11 protein-coding genes are annotated in these 17,522 nt (G+C 37.0%); 7 read left to right on the forward strand and 4 right to left on the reverse strand.

Going from position 1 to position 17,522, the window contains the following annotated elements; translation table 11 throughout:
• The first annotated feature begins 3 nt into the window (after positions 1–3).
• Together GM3709_RS10255 and GM3709_RS21875 are read left to right on the forward strand one after the other, a co-directional pair.
• The gene (locus GM3709_RS10255; RefSeq protein ID WP_066118904.1) at positions 4–1,569 is read left to right on the forward strand and encodes a serine/threonine-protein kinase; all 1,566 of its coding nucleotides are present in this window, start codon (positions 4–6) and stop codon (positions 1,567–1,569) included.
• Between the two features lie 143 nt (positions 1,570–1,712).
• The gene (locus tag GM3709_RS21875; RefSeq protein WP_158506714.1) at positions 1,713–1,880 is read left to right on the forward strand and encodes a transposase; all 168 of its coding nucleotides are present in this window, start codon (positions 1,713–1,715) and stop codon (positions 1,878–1,880) included.
• A 34-nt stretch (positions 1,881–1,914) separates the two neighbouring features.
• Here the strand turns inward: GM3709_RS21875 and GM3709_RS10260 are convergent, their stop codons facing one another.
• The 3 genes from GM3709_RS10260 to GM3709_RS10270 all read right to left on the reverse strand — a co-directional run bounded on the left by GM3709_RS10260 (position 1,915) and on the right by GM3709_RS10270 (position 7,058).
• Positions 1,915–2,979, reverse strand: coding sequence for a helix-turn-helix transcriptional regulator (locus GM3709_RS10260; protein ID WP_066118905.1), 1,065 nt, complete (start codon positions 2,977–2,979; stop codon positions 1,915–1,917).
• A gap of 45 nt (positions 2,980–3,024) precedes the next feature.
• Positions 3,025–4,572: an energy transducer TonB gene (locus GM3709_RS10265; protein ID WP_066118907.1), complete on the reverse strand. Its 1,548-nt coding sequence runs from the start codon at positions 4,570–4,572 to the stop codon at positions 3,025–3,027.
• A 155-nt stretch (positions 4,573–4,727) separates the two neighbouring features.
• On the reverse strand, positions 4,728–7,058 hold the full coding sequence (locus tag GM3709_RS10270) for a TonB-dependent receptor domain-containing protein (protein ID WP_197671831.1): 2,331 nt from the start codon (positions 7,056–7,058) through the stop codon (positions 4,728–4,730).
• 268 nt (positions 7,059–7,326) lie between these two features.
• Here GM3709_RS10270 and GM3709_RS10275 point away from each other — a divergent pair, with 268 nt between their 5' ends.
• On the forward strand, positions 7,327–7,977 hold the full coding sequence (locus tag GM3709_RS10275; RefSeq protein WP_066118908.1) for a MotA/TolQ/ExbB proton channel family protein: 651 nt from the start codon (positions 7,327–7,329) through the stop codon (positions 7,975–7,977).
• Positions 7,964–8,365 carry a biopolymer transporter ExbD gene (locus GM3709_RS10280; protein WP_066118909.1) on the forward strand — a complete coding sequence of 134 codons (402 nt, stop codon included), beginning with the start codon at positions 7,964–7,966 and terminating at the stop codon, positions 8,363–8,365. Before GM3709_RS10275 ends, GM3709_RS10280 begins: the two co-directional genes overlap by 14 nt.
• A 106-nt stretch (positions 8,366–8,471) precedes the next feature.
• Here the strand turns inward: GM3709_RS10280 and GM3709_RS10285 are convergent, their stop codons facing one another.
• A complete protein-coding gene (locus GM3709_RS10285; RefSeq protein ID WP_066118911.1) occupies positions 8,472–9,470 on the reverse strand; it encodes an IS630 family transposase in 999 nt (332 codons plus the stop codon).
• A 164-nt stretch (positions 9,471–9,634) separates the two neighbouring features.
• Here GM3709_RS10285 and GM3709_RS10290 point away from each other — a divergent pair, with 164 nt between their 5' ends.
• From GM3709_RS10290 to GM3709_RS10295, 3 genes are all read left to right on the forward strand, one after another.
• Complete coding sequence (locus tag GM3709_RS10290) at positions 9,635–9,886, forward strand: ISAzo13-like element transposase-related protein (RefSeq protein WP_082712977.1); 252 nt, start codon at positions 9,635–9,637, stop codon at positions 9,884–9,886.
• Positions 9,886–10,008: a hypothetical protein gene (locus tag GM3709_RS21655; RefSeq protein WP_255359653.1), complete on the forward strand. Its 123-nt coding sequence runs from the start codon at positions 9,886–9,888 to the stop codon at positions 10,006–10,008. Before GM3709_RS10290 ends, GM3709_RS21655 begins: the two co-directional genes overlap by 1 nt.
• A gap of 74 nt (positions 10,009–10,082) precedes the next feature.
• Complete coding sequence (locus tag GM3709_RS10295) at positions 10,083–17,405, forward strand: Calx-beta domain-containing protein (RefSeq protein ID WP_066118914.1); 7,323 nt, start codon at positions 10,083–10,085, stop codon at positions 17,403–17,405.
• Positions 17,406–17,522 lie beyond the last annotated feature (117 nt).

Raw genomic sequence — 17,522 nt, forward strand, 5'->3', positions numbered from 1 at the left:
ATCATGAGTTTAGGGAAAAAAGATAATCGTATATTAGGCGATCGTTATCAATTAGTAGAACTAATTGGTTCAGGTGCTATGGGACAAGTTTATAGAGCCGAAGATCAAGTATTAGGTGGCGTAACCGTAGCCGTCAAATTCCTATCCCAAACTCTACTTAACGAAAAAATGCGTCATCGCTTTGAAAGAGAAGCTACTATTAGTGCTCTTTTGGGAGAAAAAAGTATTCATATCATCCGAGTCAGAGATTATGGTATTGACGAGAATGAAGTCCCTTACTACGTTATGGAATTTTTAGAAGGACAGAGTTTGAGCGATATTATTAAATTTCAACCTCTCGAGTTAAAACGATTCCTTTACATCACCCGTCAAATTTGTGTGGGAATGGATACCGCTCATAGTGGAATAATGCTACACAAAGAACTTTGCCAAGTAGTACATAGGGATATCAAACCTAGCAATGTCTCTGTAATGCAAGATCCTACGCTGGGAGAGTTAGTAAAAATTCTCGATTTTGGAATTGCAAAATTAGTACAGGCGAATGCGACTCAAACTCATTCATTTATGGGAACTTTGGCTTATTGTTCTCCCGAACAAATGGAGGGCAAAGAGTTAGATAATCGATCGGACATTTACAGTTTAGGGGTGATGATGTATGAAATGTTAACCCTAGAAATGCCTATTTTACCAGAAACTTCTTCTTTTGGAGCGTGGTATAAAGCACATCATGATTTCCAACCTCGCCCTTTTGATCCCCATTTAAAGATACCTTCAGATTTAAAAAATATTATCCTGAAGTGTATGGCAAAATCCAGAGACGATCGTCCTCAAACCGTTGCAGAAATTTTAAGGATAATTGAAAGAATAGAGAAACAAAATAATCGCAATAATGAAGGAAAAGTTACCAATTATTCTGGTCAGCAAACAATTATAGCCGATCAAGGACAAGGAAAAAATCAAAGTCAAAATCAAAGTCAAGATAAAACAGAATTTTCAGAAACTGTAGTCGCACCTTCTCAGAAATCTCAATCCCAAGTATCAAAAGACACAAAACTTACTTGGCCTAAAAATAAGCCGATACAAAAAATAGTTTTCCCTCGTATAGTTAATACTCAAACGGAAACCTATCCTAGTTTGTGGGTAATGCTAGATAAGCAAGATATTTTGAATCGTATCGTTAGTATCCGCTATAATCAATTTTTGTTTCTTAGTTCACCCCATCCGATGATTCTTTGGATTACAGTTATTTATAATCCTACTTATGGTCCTCGCTGGTTGCCGTGTTATTTAGATTTAAAGAGTGAAAGTTCTCGACAAGTGGTGTCTTCTTTAGCGGAATTGGGTAGTTATAAAATCCTCTTTTTTGCTTTAGAAGAACCGGAAAAATGTCATCATAGTATGATTTCCACGATCGCCTCCAATCAATGTGCTATCATGCGAGACTGGGTAAAAAACAGCACTAACTTTAGTGACAAGGGAGACGCCAATCTCAGTCGCAAACGGTTGAGGGATGAATTTGAGCGATTAAAACCTCGTATTGTACAAAAATTAGCAGAAAGCTATAATTAGAGTGCACTGAAAAAGTCTTGGGAGCATCCCATTTTTGCAGAGACACTATATCGTGTTCAAGAGTCTGAATTTTCTCGTGATTAAAATTTAATCTCTTTTTCTCAGACTCAGATCTTGCACCTGATTAAGCAAAAATCAAAAAATTGATCAAACAAACTGGATGTGAAGTGATATTTTTGCCGAGCTACTCACCAGATTTAAACAAGATAGAAAAATTCTGGGCAAGACTCAAAAATTATGTAAGTAAAATTATCACAGAAGGTAAAAATTTGATTGATGCAGTGAATGAGGCATTTATAGTTTTGTCCTAATCAACTCGTTTTCTGCTATATTTTAATTCATGTTTTAAATCAGCAACTCCTTTTTTAATTGATAATTTTTAGGACTTTGGGCAAATTTGCGTTTAAAGGCGGTGCTAAAGGCTTCGGGATTAGAATAACCTACCCTAGTGGCAATTTGAGCGATGGTTAAGTTAGAGTCTCTCAATAATTCTTGTGCTTGTTGCATTCGACAATTATATAAATAACCGAATACGGTTGTGCTGAATAATTCCTTAAATCCTTGTTTTAATTTACGATCGTTCAATCCTACTTTTCTCGCTAATTCATTTAAGGAAGGAGGATTTAGGGAAGACTTGATTAAAATATCTTTGGCATATTCTACTCGATCGAGATCATCTTTTTTGAGACTCGATTTTTGAGGAATAAATGGACATGAATTACAACAATTAAATTGCAAAGCAAATAATTCTAAGGCTTTACTTTCTAAATATAATTGCTTCATTAAACCATGATACGGACATTGATAAATTTGATGTAAGGCTTTTTCCATTTCTGGAGTATTTTTCCCTAACGGTAAATGAAATCTGGAAGATTGATCGTGAAACAGCGAGGTACGATTTTTATTAATTAACTCTAGCACGGGATTAGAGGGAGTTTTTTTCTCCAAGCAAAAACCATGAAAATAATCTAATGGTGCATAAATACTGATTACTTTAATTTCTGTACTACAAGACCATTTTTCCACTTCAGCTAAATCAGGCAAATGGTAAAGATAGTTTTGTCCTCGTGATTCAGTATAATTTGGTTTAATTTCCGATGTGTTGAGAGTTTCTACGGTTGACATTCCCGAAAGATAAAAATGTGCTGTCAAGGGGAAAATATTTTCATGTTTCCTCTCTAAGTACATAGTTTCTCTCAATTGTACATGGATAATTTCGATAGTTAATCCCCCTCTTAAACTAATCTGACGATTGTATCCTTTCCCTAGTCTTGGGGAAAAATGAATAATTGTCTCTTCATTATTAGTTTCAAAGGTTAACTCACTCCAATCGACAATTCTTTCACTCTTACGGCGACGATTTGGTAAAAGGATAATAGTATTGGGATCGAATATTACAGAATTATCCATAGGAATTATAAGAAAATTGATAACTATGAAAACTAAAAACTATTCTCATTGATTCTCCTCAACATCAATACCAGTTGAAGGCATCTCTGAAGGAGCATCAATATTCGTTGTAGGTATCCCAGAAGGTAATGTTTCTGTTTGTTTTTTCTCTAATTCCGGTTGTTTTTTCAATTCAGCTTCCCTTTTTTCCCTTTCGATTCTAGCTTGGGTTTCCCTTTCTTGACGTTCTTTTTCTAACTGCTGTTGACGTTGTAATCTTTCTTTTTCCAATTGTGCTTGTCTTTCTTGACGCTCTTTTTCTTGGGTTAATCTTGCCTGTCTTTGAGTTTCTTCTTTTTTCTGACGAGCAAGTCGATCGAACTCGGAACCGGCTACAGTAAAATGAATACTAACCTGCACCGAAGCATTATTGACACTAGGAGAAGAAAAACGCATTTTTCGAGTGGCTAATAACGCTTGTCGATTCACTTCTCCGTTACTATGGGGATTAACCACACTCACCGCTAAAACATTACCACTACTATCAAGATTAACTTTAACAGTGGCTTTCCCCTCTACTCCTTGTAACTCAGAAGGATAAGAAGGATCACAATTACTAATACATTTGATACTATCAGGGGGTGGGGGAGTCGGTTTAGCTTGGGGGCGTTGTGGTACAGATTGACTGGTAGCGGCAATATTACTTGGGATGCCAGATACTGTATTGCCATTACCGTTACTTCTGCCGTTACCATTACCACTGCCACGACTAAGACTATTTCTTAAATTACCTATTCCCTCACCCTGATTGCCATTACCACCATTGATAGCACTAGGAGTTTTATTATTATTACGAGATAGTCTGCCACTGGAAACAGGCATATCTTCACTCACCCGTGCAACGGTAGAAGGTTGATTACTATGGCTATTTTCTACCCTTGTAGATGAGTTAAAACTATTGCTCAAAAGATTGTTACTGTTATTCTCAATGGGTTTTACGGCACGGGGTGCGTTATTTCTCCCTAGGGTGTTACTGGTTAACACTTCTTGAGGTTGAGAAATCGTTGGTTGAGGAGAAGCAGTGATAGAGGGTTTGGATGATGGGGTGATAGGTGTTTGAGATAGGGTTTCTGTAATTTGTTGAGGAGTGATGGAAGGTTGGGGAGTAGTTTCTCTGATTTGTTGAGGTTGAGGCTTATTATCTATTACTTCTGGCATTTTTTGAGGTTGGGGAGAGGGATTTATTTTTGCCACTTGTTGCACGGGTGAAGAAGAACTTACCTCAGTTTTGGTAACTGTAGGTTGTGATTTTACTTCTTTTGGTTGGGGTAAAAGAGGTTTAACCGTTTTTAATTTTGGTTGAGGTTGAGGTTGAGGTTGAGGTTTTTCTTCTGGTTTGGTGACGAGTTTTACTTCTGGTTTGATTTCAGGCTCTTGTACTACTATAAATTCGATAGGTTTATTTTCTTCAGTTAAGGGTTTTTCGATCGAATTTAGTACTGTAAACAGAATACCATGAAGGGCGATCGAGCCAACAATTCCAATTGTGACTAATTTGCGTGTTTTTTCCGTTTCTAATTGCCGTTGTTCAACACTGGTAAGAGAATAAGTCATAATCTATCAGGAATTAATGAAAAAGTAGTTCAGTGAAGGTAAAGGAGATATTTTTGGAAAAAAGCAAAAGTTTTTATTAATAATCTTTAGTATTAATCAATAAATTTTGCGATGTTAAGATATTACTCTAATTAATAAACTTTTGCAACTATTTTTTAAAAATAGGCTTGTAAACCAATTCTATAAGTTAATCCGGGTTGATAAATACGGTTGCTTTTTTCATAACTTCGATCGCTCAGATTTTCCAAGTTGAGGGTTAAGAAGACATTTTTAGCTAGTGGAATTTGACCATTAAAATCTATACTCAGATAAGAGGGTGAAAACTCAGTATTACTAACTCCCGGCAGAGCAAATAAAGCACGACGAGAGCCACTATAATAATTCAAGAATAGATTGGCTTGATAACCATTGGAGCTATAACCGACACCAAATGTTCCGACAGAGTAGGGTAGCGTTGATAGTTGTAAACCAACTTCAGAAGGGATTGGACTGCTAACAATTTCAGCAGAAGTGTAGGTGTAATTGAGGAAGGATGAAAATTCGGGGCTAATTTGCCATTGAAGAACTACTTCAAGTCCATTTGTCTCAACCTTTCCCACGTTTTCCCAACGCCCGGCAACAACCCCAAGACGATCATTTAAGTTACTGCCAAAATATGTTAATTGTGCGAGGAAGGAATCAGATAAATTAATGTCAAATCCGGCGGTATAGGCTACCCCTTTTTCGGGAATAAGATTGGGATTCGGTAGCCAGTTATGTACTGTATCAAATATATATAGCTGATCAAGCCCCGGATTGCGTTGGAGAACCGCAAAGCTATTACGAAAGGCAATATTCGGTGTTATATCCCATCTTGTGCCGAAGGTAGGGTTAAGATAGCTACCAAAATCACTGGTAACATTTTGGCGTAAGCCCAATTCCAGTTGAAAATTATCGCTGAGTTGAAATGTATTGAGCGCAAATAAAGCGAAAAGAAAACGATCACGATCTTCTACCTCGTTCAATATAGCTAAATCGGGACGATTACTCTCAACATCTCCATAGATAGAATTGTTACTAATATCAAATCCTGATGTCAGTTTATAAGTAGGAGATATTTGCCATTGATTTTCCACACGCCCACTTAACATTTGAGAGTCCAAAACCCCTGAACGATAAAATATCCCTGCATTTGGCCCATAGGTACTAAAATAGTCTTGATTATAGGCAATAGTTGTTTTTAAAATGGAATCATCTCCATTACCTAATTTGGTGGTTAAGGTTGCACCAATATTGAACAAATCATGATCGAGACGATCGAACTGTAAAGGAAAACCAAAATAGAGTAACCCTCGCCTACTAGCAGTTTTATAAGCATCAACACTAAGATAGTTGCGAGTATCAATGGGAAATTCCACACTACCATAGAAGTTATTAAGAGTACTGTCACCATTAAATAGTTTACCCGTTTCAGGATCACGATTAGCCGCTCCTACGGGTACAAGATAATCATTATTTGTTGTAAGATACTCATAACCTACACGAAAGTTAACCTCATTTACTGTACCACCATAGCCTACTTGATAACTCTGATAGCCATAAGAACCTATTTCCGCACCTAATCCTAGCTGAAGGGGTTGAGGATCTTTTTTGGTGATAATATTAACTATCCCCCCAAAGGCTTCCGAACCATAAAGAGTAGCACTTGTACCACTGGTGATTACTACTTGCTCGATCGCATCCACAGGAATACTATTAAGATCCGTAGCACCGTGATAAGTATTAACATTGCTACCAAAAGAGCGTCCATTAATTTGAAAAATAGACTGATTGATAGAAAAACCCCTTAAAAAAGTCCCTGTATGAATATCTGCACCAAAGCCGTAATCATTAACAGCAAAGCCGGGTAAATTGCGCAATAATTCTGAGGTGGTGCGAGGATTTAGTTGTTCAATTTCTGATTTATCTATTGTATAAGTAGGAGCAGAACTAGGTACAAAAGGAGATGGCTCACCTGTGGCAATGATTTCAATGTCATTAATGTTTTCTTCAGGGGTAAGACTAATAACTAAATTAGATTCGGTGTTAGATATTTGCTCGATCGAGATTTCTTTGCTACCTGTAACCATTATCTGAACCGTATTAGGCTCAATATTTGCGATACTAACACTGACAATATCTGGACTCAGATTATCTTGACGAAATTCGCTATTATCGGGTAATTCTAATTGTGCGTTCGGAATGTCAATAATTAAATTATTCATTTCACGGTTAGTACGAGTTTCTAAAGTTTCCCCTTGAGAAGTCTTTAAAATTAACTCAACACCATTTTCCGTAGAACGAACCTCCACTCCTGTAATTAGAACGATCGAAGATGATTGTGTCAAAAATTTTTTTTCAGTGATGACTTCACTGTTAATGGTTTCAGTCTTAGCAGATAAAGGAAATAAACTGACGAATAATATTGCATTTAGATAAATTAAAGAAAATAATATCTCTCGTTTCACTGAAATTCCTCACACATTAGTTGAATAAATTAAACTAAAGACATTTAAGACTTCTTAAAACTTAATGTCAAAAGACAAATTGTCATAGTTGGATTCTCTGAAAATGGAAAGTTTCACTGAAATTTCGGGCTTTTTCTAGTGTCTGTATGTCACTTTTAAATAAAATTGTGAAAATTAAAGAAAACAATTTACATTAAATACATTCTTTTGTTATATTAGGTTGTTATTCTAATTAATAAATATTTGCAACTAAATTTACAACAGGTCAATGTCAATAATTGAACTTTTACGAGCAGGAGGTATTGTCTCAATTCCTCTGTTAGTCTTTTCCTTGATTACGGTGGCTTTGATAATTGAGCGTTTCTGGTTTTGGAAAAGGATTAAGTCAAGAGAAAAAGTTTTAGTAAAAGAAGTTTTAAAAATTTATCGTTCTGATTGTGTAACAGCTATTTCTATGTTGAGAAAAAATGCTGATTTACCTATGGCGAGAATTTTTTTGGAATCTTTAGAGTTAGAAAACCCTAATGCAATAGAATTTCGTTTAGCATTGGAAACTGCTACTCAAGCAGAGTTACCCTTATTGAAAAGATTTAACACTTTTTTTCAAACCGTCATCACCATTGCACCCTTATTGGGATTACTTGGCACAATCTTAGGTTTAATTCAATCTTTTTCTTCTCTCGATTTGGGTAATACAGGCGGTACAAATGCCGCAGGAGTAACAGGGGGGATTAGTGAAGCATTAATTTCTACCGTGATGGGTTTAGTCGTGGCGATCGTGACTTTAATGTTTGCCAATGTTTTTCGCTCATTTTATCTGCGTCAAATTGCCTTAATTCAAGAATATGGAGGGCAATTAGAGTTGTTATATCGTCGTTTTTATGAAGAAAAAGGAGAAAAATCCTATGCGAATACCTGAAGAGCCAGATGTGCAAGGAGAGATTAATATAGTGCCAATGATTGACGCTATTTTCTCGATTTTGGCATTTTTTATTATATCTAGTATTTCTTTAATTCGATCAGAAGGATTACCCGTTAATCTACCTTCGGCAAAAACCAGCGAATCTCAACAAGTTGCCCAAATTAATGTCACTATTCAACCCGATGGCAAGGTTTTCTTAAATAAACAACCCATTCAAATTAATAGTTTAGAGAGTGCTGTAACAAAATTAATTCCCACCAATCAGCAGGGTATGGTAATTATTAATGCCGATGAAAAAGTATCTCATGGCATAGTAGTTTCGGTGATGGACGAATTGAGACAGGTAAAAGGGGCAGGTTTAGCGATCGCAGCAAAGAAAAAATAACACTTTTTTGCTTTTATCTCCTTCGTATTAATGTATTAACGAAACATCTCAGCTTACCAAAAGTATTTAAAGGCTTATTATCCCCCTTATCATAGCAAATAAGTACCTAGGCAAAATTAATTGTATATTTTGAACCAAAGTTTATAAGAATATTTTCTACTCCTTTTACTAAATCTAAATAACTTTTATAACAGGAGTTCTCTAACCATTTATATTTCATAAATCTCCACAGTATTTCTATTTTGTTTAATTGTGGTGAATAGGGTGGTAGAAAGAATATTTTTAATCCTTTTTTTTCCCATTCTTCTTCTTTATTCCAGAATTTTTTATTTTGGTGAATCGAGGCATTATCCATTACTAATACTGTTTCCTTCTTTATTTTTTTACTCAAGTTATCTATACAAGCTATCACGACATCACTATTGATTGATGACTCAAATACATAGCTTTCTAACTCATTATTTTTTTTCATAAATCCTAACACATTTAATCTTTTACTTAGGCTACTTTCTCTTTCTATTTTTCTCCCTTTTTCTTGCCATCTATAAGGTAAACAAGGTACTAAACTAAATCCACTTTCATCACCATAATATATATCTATTTTTCCTTCATTTTCTGCTCTTTTTAGTTGCTCTAATTGTCTCTTTTTTTGTTGGTATAATTCAGGGCATACTTCCCCTTTTACCTTTTTCTTGAACCGATACCACCCCATGCCCTTTTTTTTTGCTAATCTTTTTATCGTATCTTTGCTTATTTTTATCTCCCACTCATTTTCTATTTTTTCTTGAACTATCTTTAAGGTTTTTGGATGAGATTTTATCCATTCTTTTACTTTTAATTCTTGTTGCTCATTTAAAGTTGATTTTCTTCCTCTTCCCTTCAAGCTATATAATCCATTTAAACCATTTTTTTCCCAATTATTAAGCCAATTATAAATTGTATTTCTACTAATATTTAATATTAACATTATTTGAGTAATTTTATAACCTTGATAACTTAACAAAATCGATTTTGCTCGATGTCTAACTTGATAGTATTTACTTTTTTGTTCAATAGTCTTTAATAACTGTTGTGTTTCTGGAGCTAATTTGGTGACAAATCGCATTTTTTATCCTTGATTTACTTATTTTTCATATTTTTAGCAGATTTTAAGCTACATTAATTATTTTTAAATATAAATAAAACTTTTGTATATTACTTTTTGATTTTATTAAATTTATTTTAATGTTATAATTATACAATTAATTCTGCCCACTTACTTAGAACTCCATCGAGCGTTGTTTTAGTTGGTTGGAACAACATTGGAATGGTAATTTATTGGACATGGTTGAAACGGTGTTAAAATTTGCCCAAAACTTATCGTTTAAAGGAAAAAATCCAGTAGTAAGATTAATTGAAAAAGTTTATTCCAAAGGAGTTAAATTAACAAGATTAGCTATGGATGAGATTGAATCTTGTATTAATCGTCTTCCTAATCTCAAAAAAAGGTTCGTTGAAATTTTCTCTCAATCACCATACTGATGGGATCATCCTTTTTATGGAGTTCTCTAAAATCGATCAAAGCCTACGGTAGAGAAAATTCTCCTCCTTTAATTCTCCTTGGCAACAATACTGAATATAATGATATAGATACTTGCTTTTAAAAATCATCGTCCAAAATTTTCTTAACGATCGATCTTAATAATTATTTTTGTTATTTCATTACTTAAAAAAACTTATGAACACTAACTTAATTAATATTGCCTATATATATGAACAACTAACAAATTTTGCTAATTCTAAAAGTTTTTGGACAGATTTTGAGATAATTTTTGGTAATGATTTTAATCGATCGATCCGCCAAGATATCAGGAATCAATGGTTAACAGGTGATTTCAGCAATTTACCCACCATAGAAATCATCCGCAGTGATATCTTAGGTAATGCTCTTGGGGGTTATGCTAGTAGTAACAACACAATTTATTTATCAGATAGTTTCCTTGCCAACGCTTCCGAACAAGAAATTATCTCTGTATTATTAGAAGAAATTGGTCATTACATCGATGCTCAAATCAATCCTATCGATACCCTAGGAGATGAAGGGGAGTTATTTTCGAATTTAGTGCGAGGTATTTATCCCAGTGGGGGAGAATTAAGTCGGATACAAGGCGAGAATGATCAGGCAATTATTACCCTTAATGAGCAACAGGTTTACATCGAGCAATCCTCAATCAACTTAAGCATTAATGATGTATCCCTTAGCGAAGGAAATGCAGGTACAACAATCTTTACTTTTACCATATCCTTAAGCGCTCCAGCAGGGGTAGGTGGTGTTACCTTCGACATCGCTACATCAAACAATACAGCCACCAGTGCCACTGACTATATAGCCCAGTCTCTAACAGGACAAACCATTCCAGAAGGCTCAAGCACTTATTCGTTTAATGTTACTGTGAATGGTGATACAATAGTTGAACCGATCGAAACTTTCTTTGTCAATGTCACTAATGTGACTGGCGCTACCGTCGTAGATGGACAAGGGCAAGGCACGATTCAGAACGATGATGTGTTCCCTCTCCTCAATGGGCCATTCAGTTCTCCAGATGCAGTTGGACAAACCAATAACAATGATGATTTTACCAATAAATCGTCTAACGTTCCTCTAAATCCTATACCCGGTTCCCCCTTCGATCCCAGTGTCGTTAGTTTTACAAATACCGTCAAAAATAACGATACTGCTAATGTTAATATCTCTTTATTACCGACTGCATCCCCCCTATTGCCTGCTGGTACAGTTGTAACTATTAGCTACGGTAGTGCGAATGCTACTTACACATACAATGGCACAAATTTTACATTTACAAGTAGCAATGGTGTTGTTGGAGGTAATCCTGTTGGTACTAACAATCCCATCCGCATTGATGGAGTGGCTTCTAATGCTACAGCCAATTACGGGGTTGAGATTGATCTCCCCGCGGGAACTCCTTTGTCAACAGATACAAATATTGAACGGGGTTTCCCAGTTCCCATAATCGGTTTTATTGACAGTAATGGTAATGGTTTAGCGGATGATGCAGTCAGCAACACCACGATCAATCGTGTCTATACTGGTTTCTTACAAATGGTGAAACAGTCAAGAATCCTTCAAGGAAATGGTTCTGCGGTTCAGGGAAGCGATGGTACTCTTTCCACAACTCCCAAACAACCAGCACCAGGTAATATTATTGAGTATGTTATACAGTATGAAAATATTTCTGAACCATCAGTAGGGACAAATAACGTCACTTTGAATGCAACCAATGTGGTGATAACAGAAGATGGCATTATCAATAATTGGGCGATCGATAATGATAACAACGGTGTCATTAATACCAGTCATGTTCCTAACTCGGCACAATATTCTGGAGGAACAATAGCATTCTATAGTGGAAATCCTGCGACTACTCCTGCGGCTAACTCAACTAGCGGTACTACCATTAACACTGATGTTACTAGATATGTCAGTTTCAATGGTAGTTCGGTTCTTCCTGGTGTTGCAGAAACATTTATATTTCAGCGACAAGTTAACTTTACTACTGCTGGTACACTCATCACGAATAAAGCAACAGTAACTTACGAAGAAAGTAATAATCCCAATGTTCCTATTTATAATACTTCTAACACCGTTGATGTTACTGTCGCAGAAGTAGCTGGTATTACCGTAGCCTTTGATGATGCCTTGGACACAAACGGTGGTTTAATAACCGCTAACGATTTTTTTATTTTCACATTTATTATTACTAATATAGGTAACGATCCCACTGGTTTTTATATCCCCAATTTGGCTAGTACATCGGGTCCGGCAACAGTTTCAGGAACATTACCCGATGGTGGCATAGTCAATAACCTTCAATACAGTACAGATGGTGCAACTTGGGCAAACATTACAGTAGGTGGAATAACTGTACCGAATATCCCCGTAAATGGTCAGGTATTAGTCAGAGTACCAGTTACCATACAACCCGGAGTACAAATAAACGACAATATTGGGGTGAGGCTAGGCAATACACCAGCTGATGCTCAAAACGTTTTACGAAGTCCTGATGGGGGAGACGTTTATACTGTTGATAATCCAGATGGTACTCCGGGTGGGGAGGTGACAGGTGTTCCCGTCAATGGGGTTAGAGAAGCCAGTAGCACTGGCACTATAGTGATTCAACCCCCCAATATTAGTATTGACGGTAATAATAATTTAGTCTTTACAGATGTTTTAGGAAATATAAATGATCGACTAACTTTATCTTTTTCTGCTGACGGTACAAATGTTATCATTACCGATACGGAAAATCGATCGATCACAATAGATTCTGGAGTAGTCGGGGCATCAGGTGACGGTACATCGAAAGCCACAATTCCTCTAACCAGTTTTACAGGGGGTATCATTGCCAATACGCTAGGGGGAGATGATATTTTAACCATTGACTTTTCTACAAACCCTATACCCGATCGATCTATCACCTTTAATGGGGGAAATAATAGTGATAGCCTAGTTTTGAAGGGAGGAACTTTTACCACTACCACTTATACTTATATCAACGAAAATGACGGTGGTGTTAGCTTAGATGGAAAAGTAATTAACTACACTGGTTTAGAACCCATTACCGCTACTGTTGCCAGTGACAATGTAGTCTTATATTATAGCACCTCCACCGAAACCATTACTATCACGGGGGTAGATGCTACTCAAACTAATGTGGACTCTACTTTAGGGGAAACCACCACTTTTAATAACCCTTCTAAATCCTTAACTATCAATGGTGGTAACACGGGCACAAACACTTTTAATATTGATAGCATCAGTAGTGGATTTAATGCTGATTTAAACATCAACGGTAGTGGTTATAGCAATGGAGATACGGTAAATATTGAGGAAGATATTAGTACTAATGATATTTCGATCGATCTAGTCCAAAAGATTAACCTTGCATCAGGTAAAGCAATTACTACTAATGATACTAATGATAACGGGGATATAAATTGGACAGTAGGAGAAACCATTAATTTAGCTTCTGGTTCGAGTATAACCACCACAAAGGGGAATATAAACTTCACTGGGAAGGGTGAAGCCACAGGCAATTACAAAGGAATAGTCGTTAATGGCGGTACAATTATCTCTGATGAAGGTGCGATCGATTTGACAGGTACAGGCGGTAGTGGTACAAGCGATAATTCTGGTATATTGATTACTGAAAGTGGTTCGATCGAATCTGCCGATGGGGATATTAGTTTAACAGGAATAGGGGGAGACGGTACAGCAGGTTATAATCAAGGTATCAAAATCGCTAACAGTGGCACGATTAAAACCACTAATCTGGGCAATATCACTCTACAAGGCACAGCAGGTAATGGTACGATCGTTAATACAGGAGTGGTATTAGAAACATCCGCTTCTATTTCTTCCCTCGATGGAGATATTAAAATTACTGGTACAGGAAATGGTACAAGTGACTATGATCAAGGTATCAGTCTCTATGACAATACTTCGATCGAATCTACTGGAAACGGAGATGTCACCTTAATCGGTACTGGTGGAGATAGTACCCAATTTAACTACGGAGTTGTGGTACAACTAAACAGCGTTATTTCTTCCGCTAATAGTAATCTGAGTGTAACAGGTAGAGGAGGGAATGGTAGTGGTAGCGATAATTACGGAGTTCATTTACTACAAAACTCCAAAATCGAATCTACAGGCAATGGTATTATTACCGTTAATGGTACGGGAGGTAATGGTACAAAGAATAACATCGGTGTTTATCTCCTAGAAAGTTCGATCATTACAAATAATGCAACTTTAAATGTCACAGGCACTGGTGGTGATGGTAGCGGTGCCATCAATCACGGTATTTACTTGAACACTAACTCCCTCATTGAATCTAAGGGTAGTGGTACAGTAAATGTAACTGGTGTCGGTGGTAATGGTGGTGCTGAAAGAAACTACGGTATTTTACTAGAAGGTGGTAGTAAAATTACATCGATAGATAGTCAAATCACCGTCAAAGGTACGGGGGGAGATGGAACATTTCGTAATTATGGAGTTTACCTACTCAATGGCGGTTCGATCGAATCTACTGGCATTGGCGATATTAGCATCGAAGGCAAGGGAGGAAATGGTAGTGCGGAAAGAAACTACGGTATATTAGTACAAAATAGCACGATCAATTCCAATAATGGCGATATAGATATTAAGGGTTATGGAAATGGTAGTGCGACTGCTAACCGTCATTTTGGGGTAAATCTCATTAATGGTGGCAAAATCGAAGTCACAGGGAACGGTAATATCAATATTACTGGAGTGGGGGGAGATAGTGTTTTTGGCAATCATGGTTTCTACATAGCTAGTGCAAGTAGTATTATCACCCAAGGCACTGGTGATATAATCATTAGTGGTACAGGGGGTAATGGTAAACAAAGTAGTGGTATTCGTATTGAGGGTGCTGGTACTCTGATCACTTCCGTTGATGGTGCGATCGACCTAACAGGTATAGGGGGCAGTGGAACTGATAATAGTATAGGTATTTTCTTATTAGATGGAGGACAAATTTCTTCTACGGGTACAGCAACTATTACATTAATAGGTCAAGGTTCAACTACTGCGGATGGTATTGAAAATGAAGGGATTCGTATTGAGGGTGTTGGTAGTCTCATCACCTCAAAAGATGGTGCGATCAAACTCACCGGTACAGGGGGCAGTGGTAGTGATCTGACTGAAGGTATCTTGTTATTAGATGGAGGACAAATTTCCTCTACGGGTACGGCAACCATTACACTCATCGGACAAGGTGGAATTAATGCCACCGACGTTGATAATCAAGGCATTAGTATCAATGACGTAGATAGTCTAATCACATCCGTTGATGGTGCGATCGAGCTTACTGGTACAGGAGGCAATGGTACAGACTTTAATGAAGGTATTTTGTTATTAAATGAAGGGCAAATTTCCTCTACGGGTAAGGCAACCATTACACTCACAGGACAAGGTGGAATTAATGCTACAGGGACAAATAATCAAGGGATAACCATTGATACAGATAGTCTAATTACATCTGTTGATGGAGACATCATCCTCACGGGTACTGGTGGTAGTGGTACTGAGTATAATCAAGGTATTTTATTACTTTTCGGTGGTGAAATTTTATCCACGGGCGAGGCAAACATTACTCTGACAGGTACGGGAGGGCAAGGTATAGATAGTGACGGGATTCTTCTGGATTTTGATAGTTACATAACCAGTACCGATACAGGTTCAATTACTTTAAATGGCACAAGTACCTCATGCCATGGAGTCTATATAGGGGGAGGATTCGAAGGAAGTATCATCTCCTCTAATTCGGGTTCGATCAAGATTGATGGTACAGGAGAAAGTGATGGAGTATTTTTAGGAGGAAGTTTCGTCACCTCTGATTCTGGTACGATTAAAATTCAAGGTACGGGCAAAAATTATGGCATCTATACTATTTATAGTGAAATCACAACAAACGGCAACATTGAACTGTTAGGCACTGGTACAAATGACGATGGAGTATATTTAGGGGAAAGTCTAGTAACATCCAACTCTGGTACTGTAACTATCAATGGTACGGGGGAAGAAGATGGTATCGATAGTGAGATTAGTGAGATTACTGCCCAAGGTAATATTCAACTGCTCGGCACTGGTACAAATGATGACGGTGTTGATTTAGGGGCAAGTCTAGTAGAGTCTTACAATGGTTCAATCGACATTAATGGTACAGGAGAAAACCGTGGCATTTATGCTGGTGGTAGTACCATGAAGGCACTGGGTGAGATTAAATTATCGGGCATCGCTAATTCGAGCAGTGGTATTTTCATTGATAGTGGTTCGATCGAATCTGACAGTGGAAACATCGTCGTGACAGGAATGACAGGGAAAGGAGCATCAGGATTCGGGATTAATCTGTCAGATAATACCTCAGTTATCAGTAATACGGGAGAAATTAGCCTGTTAGGCAACACCATCAGTTTAGGAAACAATAGCCAAATTAACACCACTAATCAAGTTTACATCAATTCCGATAGCGATGGTAAATCTGGTGTTACAACTTTAGGCACAACGGTGAATGTCACAGCAGATAACGTATTTCTCAATGACACCATTAAAATTAATTATAATGGAAGTAATTTTGATACCCTTAATGTGACGGGTAAATTAGATTTAGTTGGTTCAACCTTAGACTTAGATTCAACAGGTTATACTGCCACTACCAATAATATCTTTACTATTATTAATAATAATGGTGCTGATGCCGTTACGGGAACTTTCAACGGATTATCAGAAGGATCAAAAGTGGGTACAAGTAACTCTTTTGACATCTATATTACCTACAAAGGAGATGCAAATAATCCTACCCTCGCAAATGTCGGTACGGGTAATGACGTACAATTATTCACTATTTCTAATATTCCTATTACTACTAACGGTACTGGTTTACCTGATACTATATCTGGAGGAGTGGGCATTAATATCATCAATGGTGGTGGAGCAAATGATTCTCTACTGGGGGGAATTTTTTCTGATACCCTGGACGGTGGTAGTGGTAATGATACCCTCATCGGTGGTAATGGTAATGATAGCCTTTTTGGTGGTGGTGGCAACGATCGTCTTCTGGGTGATGATGGTAACGATACTATCAATGCAGGTAGTGGCAATGATACCCTTATCGGCGGTAATGGGAACGATAGTCTCATCGGTGGTAGTGGTGTTGACTTCTTCCTCTTTAATTTCCCTAATGACGGCATAGACAGAGTTACAGACTTTAAGGTGACGGAAGATAAGATCGGTATTAGTGCCAGTGGTTTTGGTGGTGGTTTAACTACAGGAATTTTAGGGAATAATCAATTTTCGATCGGTTCTTCTGCAACTACAGCTGATCAACGTTTCATCTACAATTCTTCGACGGGGGCATTATTCTTCGATGACGATGGTAATGGTGCTAATTCCGCCGTACAGATTGCCTCTTTAAATACTCGATTAACATTGACAGCATCAAACTTTATGGTAATTTAATCAAATATTACCTCAGTTCGATCGTGAAAAGCTCTCTGATTCTTATAATTTTTGGGGTTTTCTTTGAAGAAACTAGACTCTATGGCATCTTTGCCAAGAAAACAATCTCATCGAGTA

The organism is Geminocystis sp. NIES-3709 (assembly GCF_001548115.1).
Classification (GTDB): Bacteria; Cyanobacteriota; Cyanobacteriia; order Cyanobacteriales; family Cyanobacteriaceae; genus Geminocystis.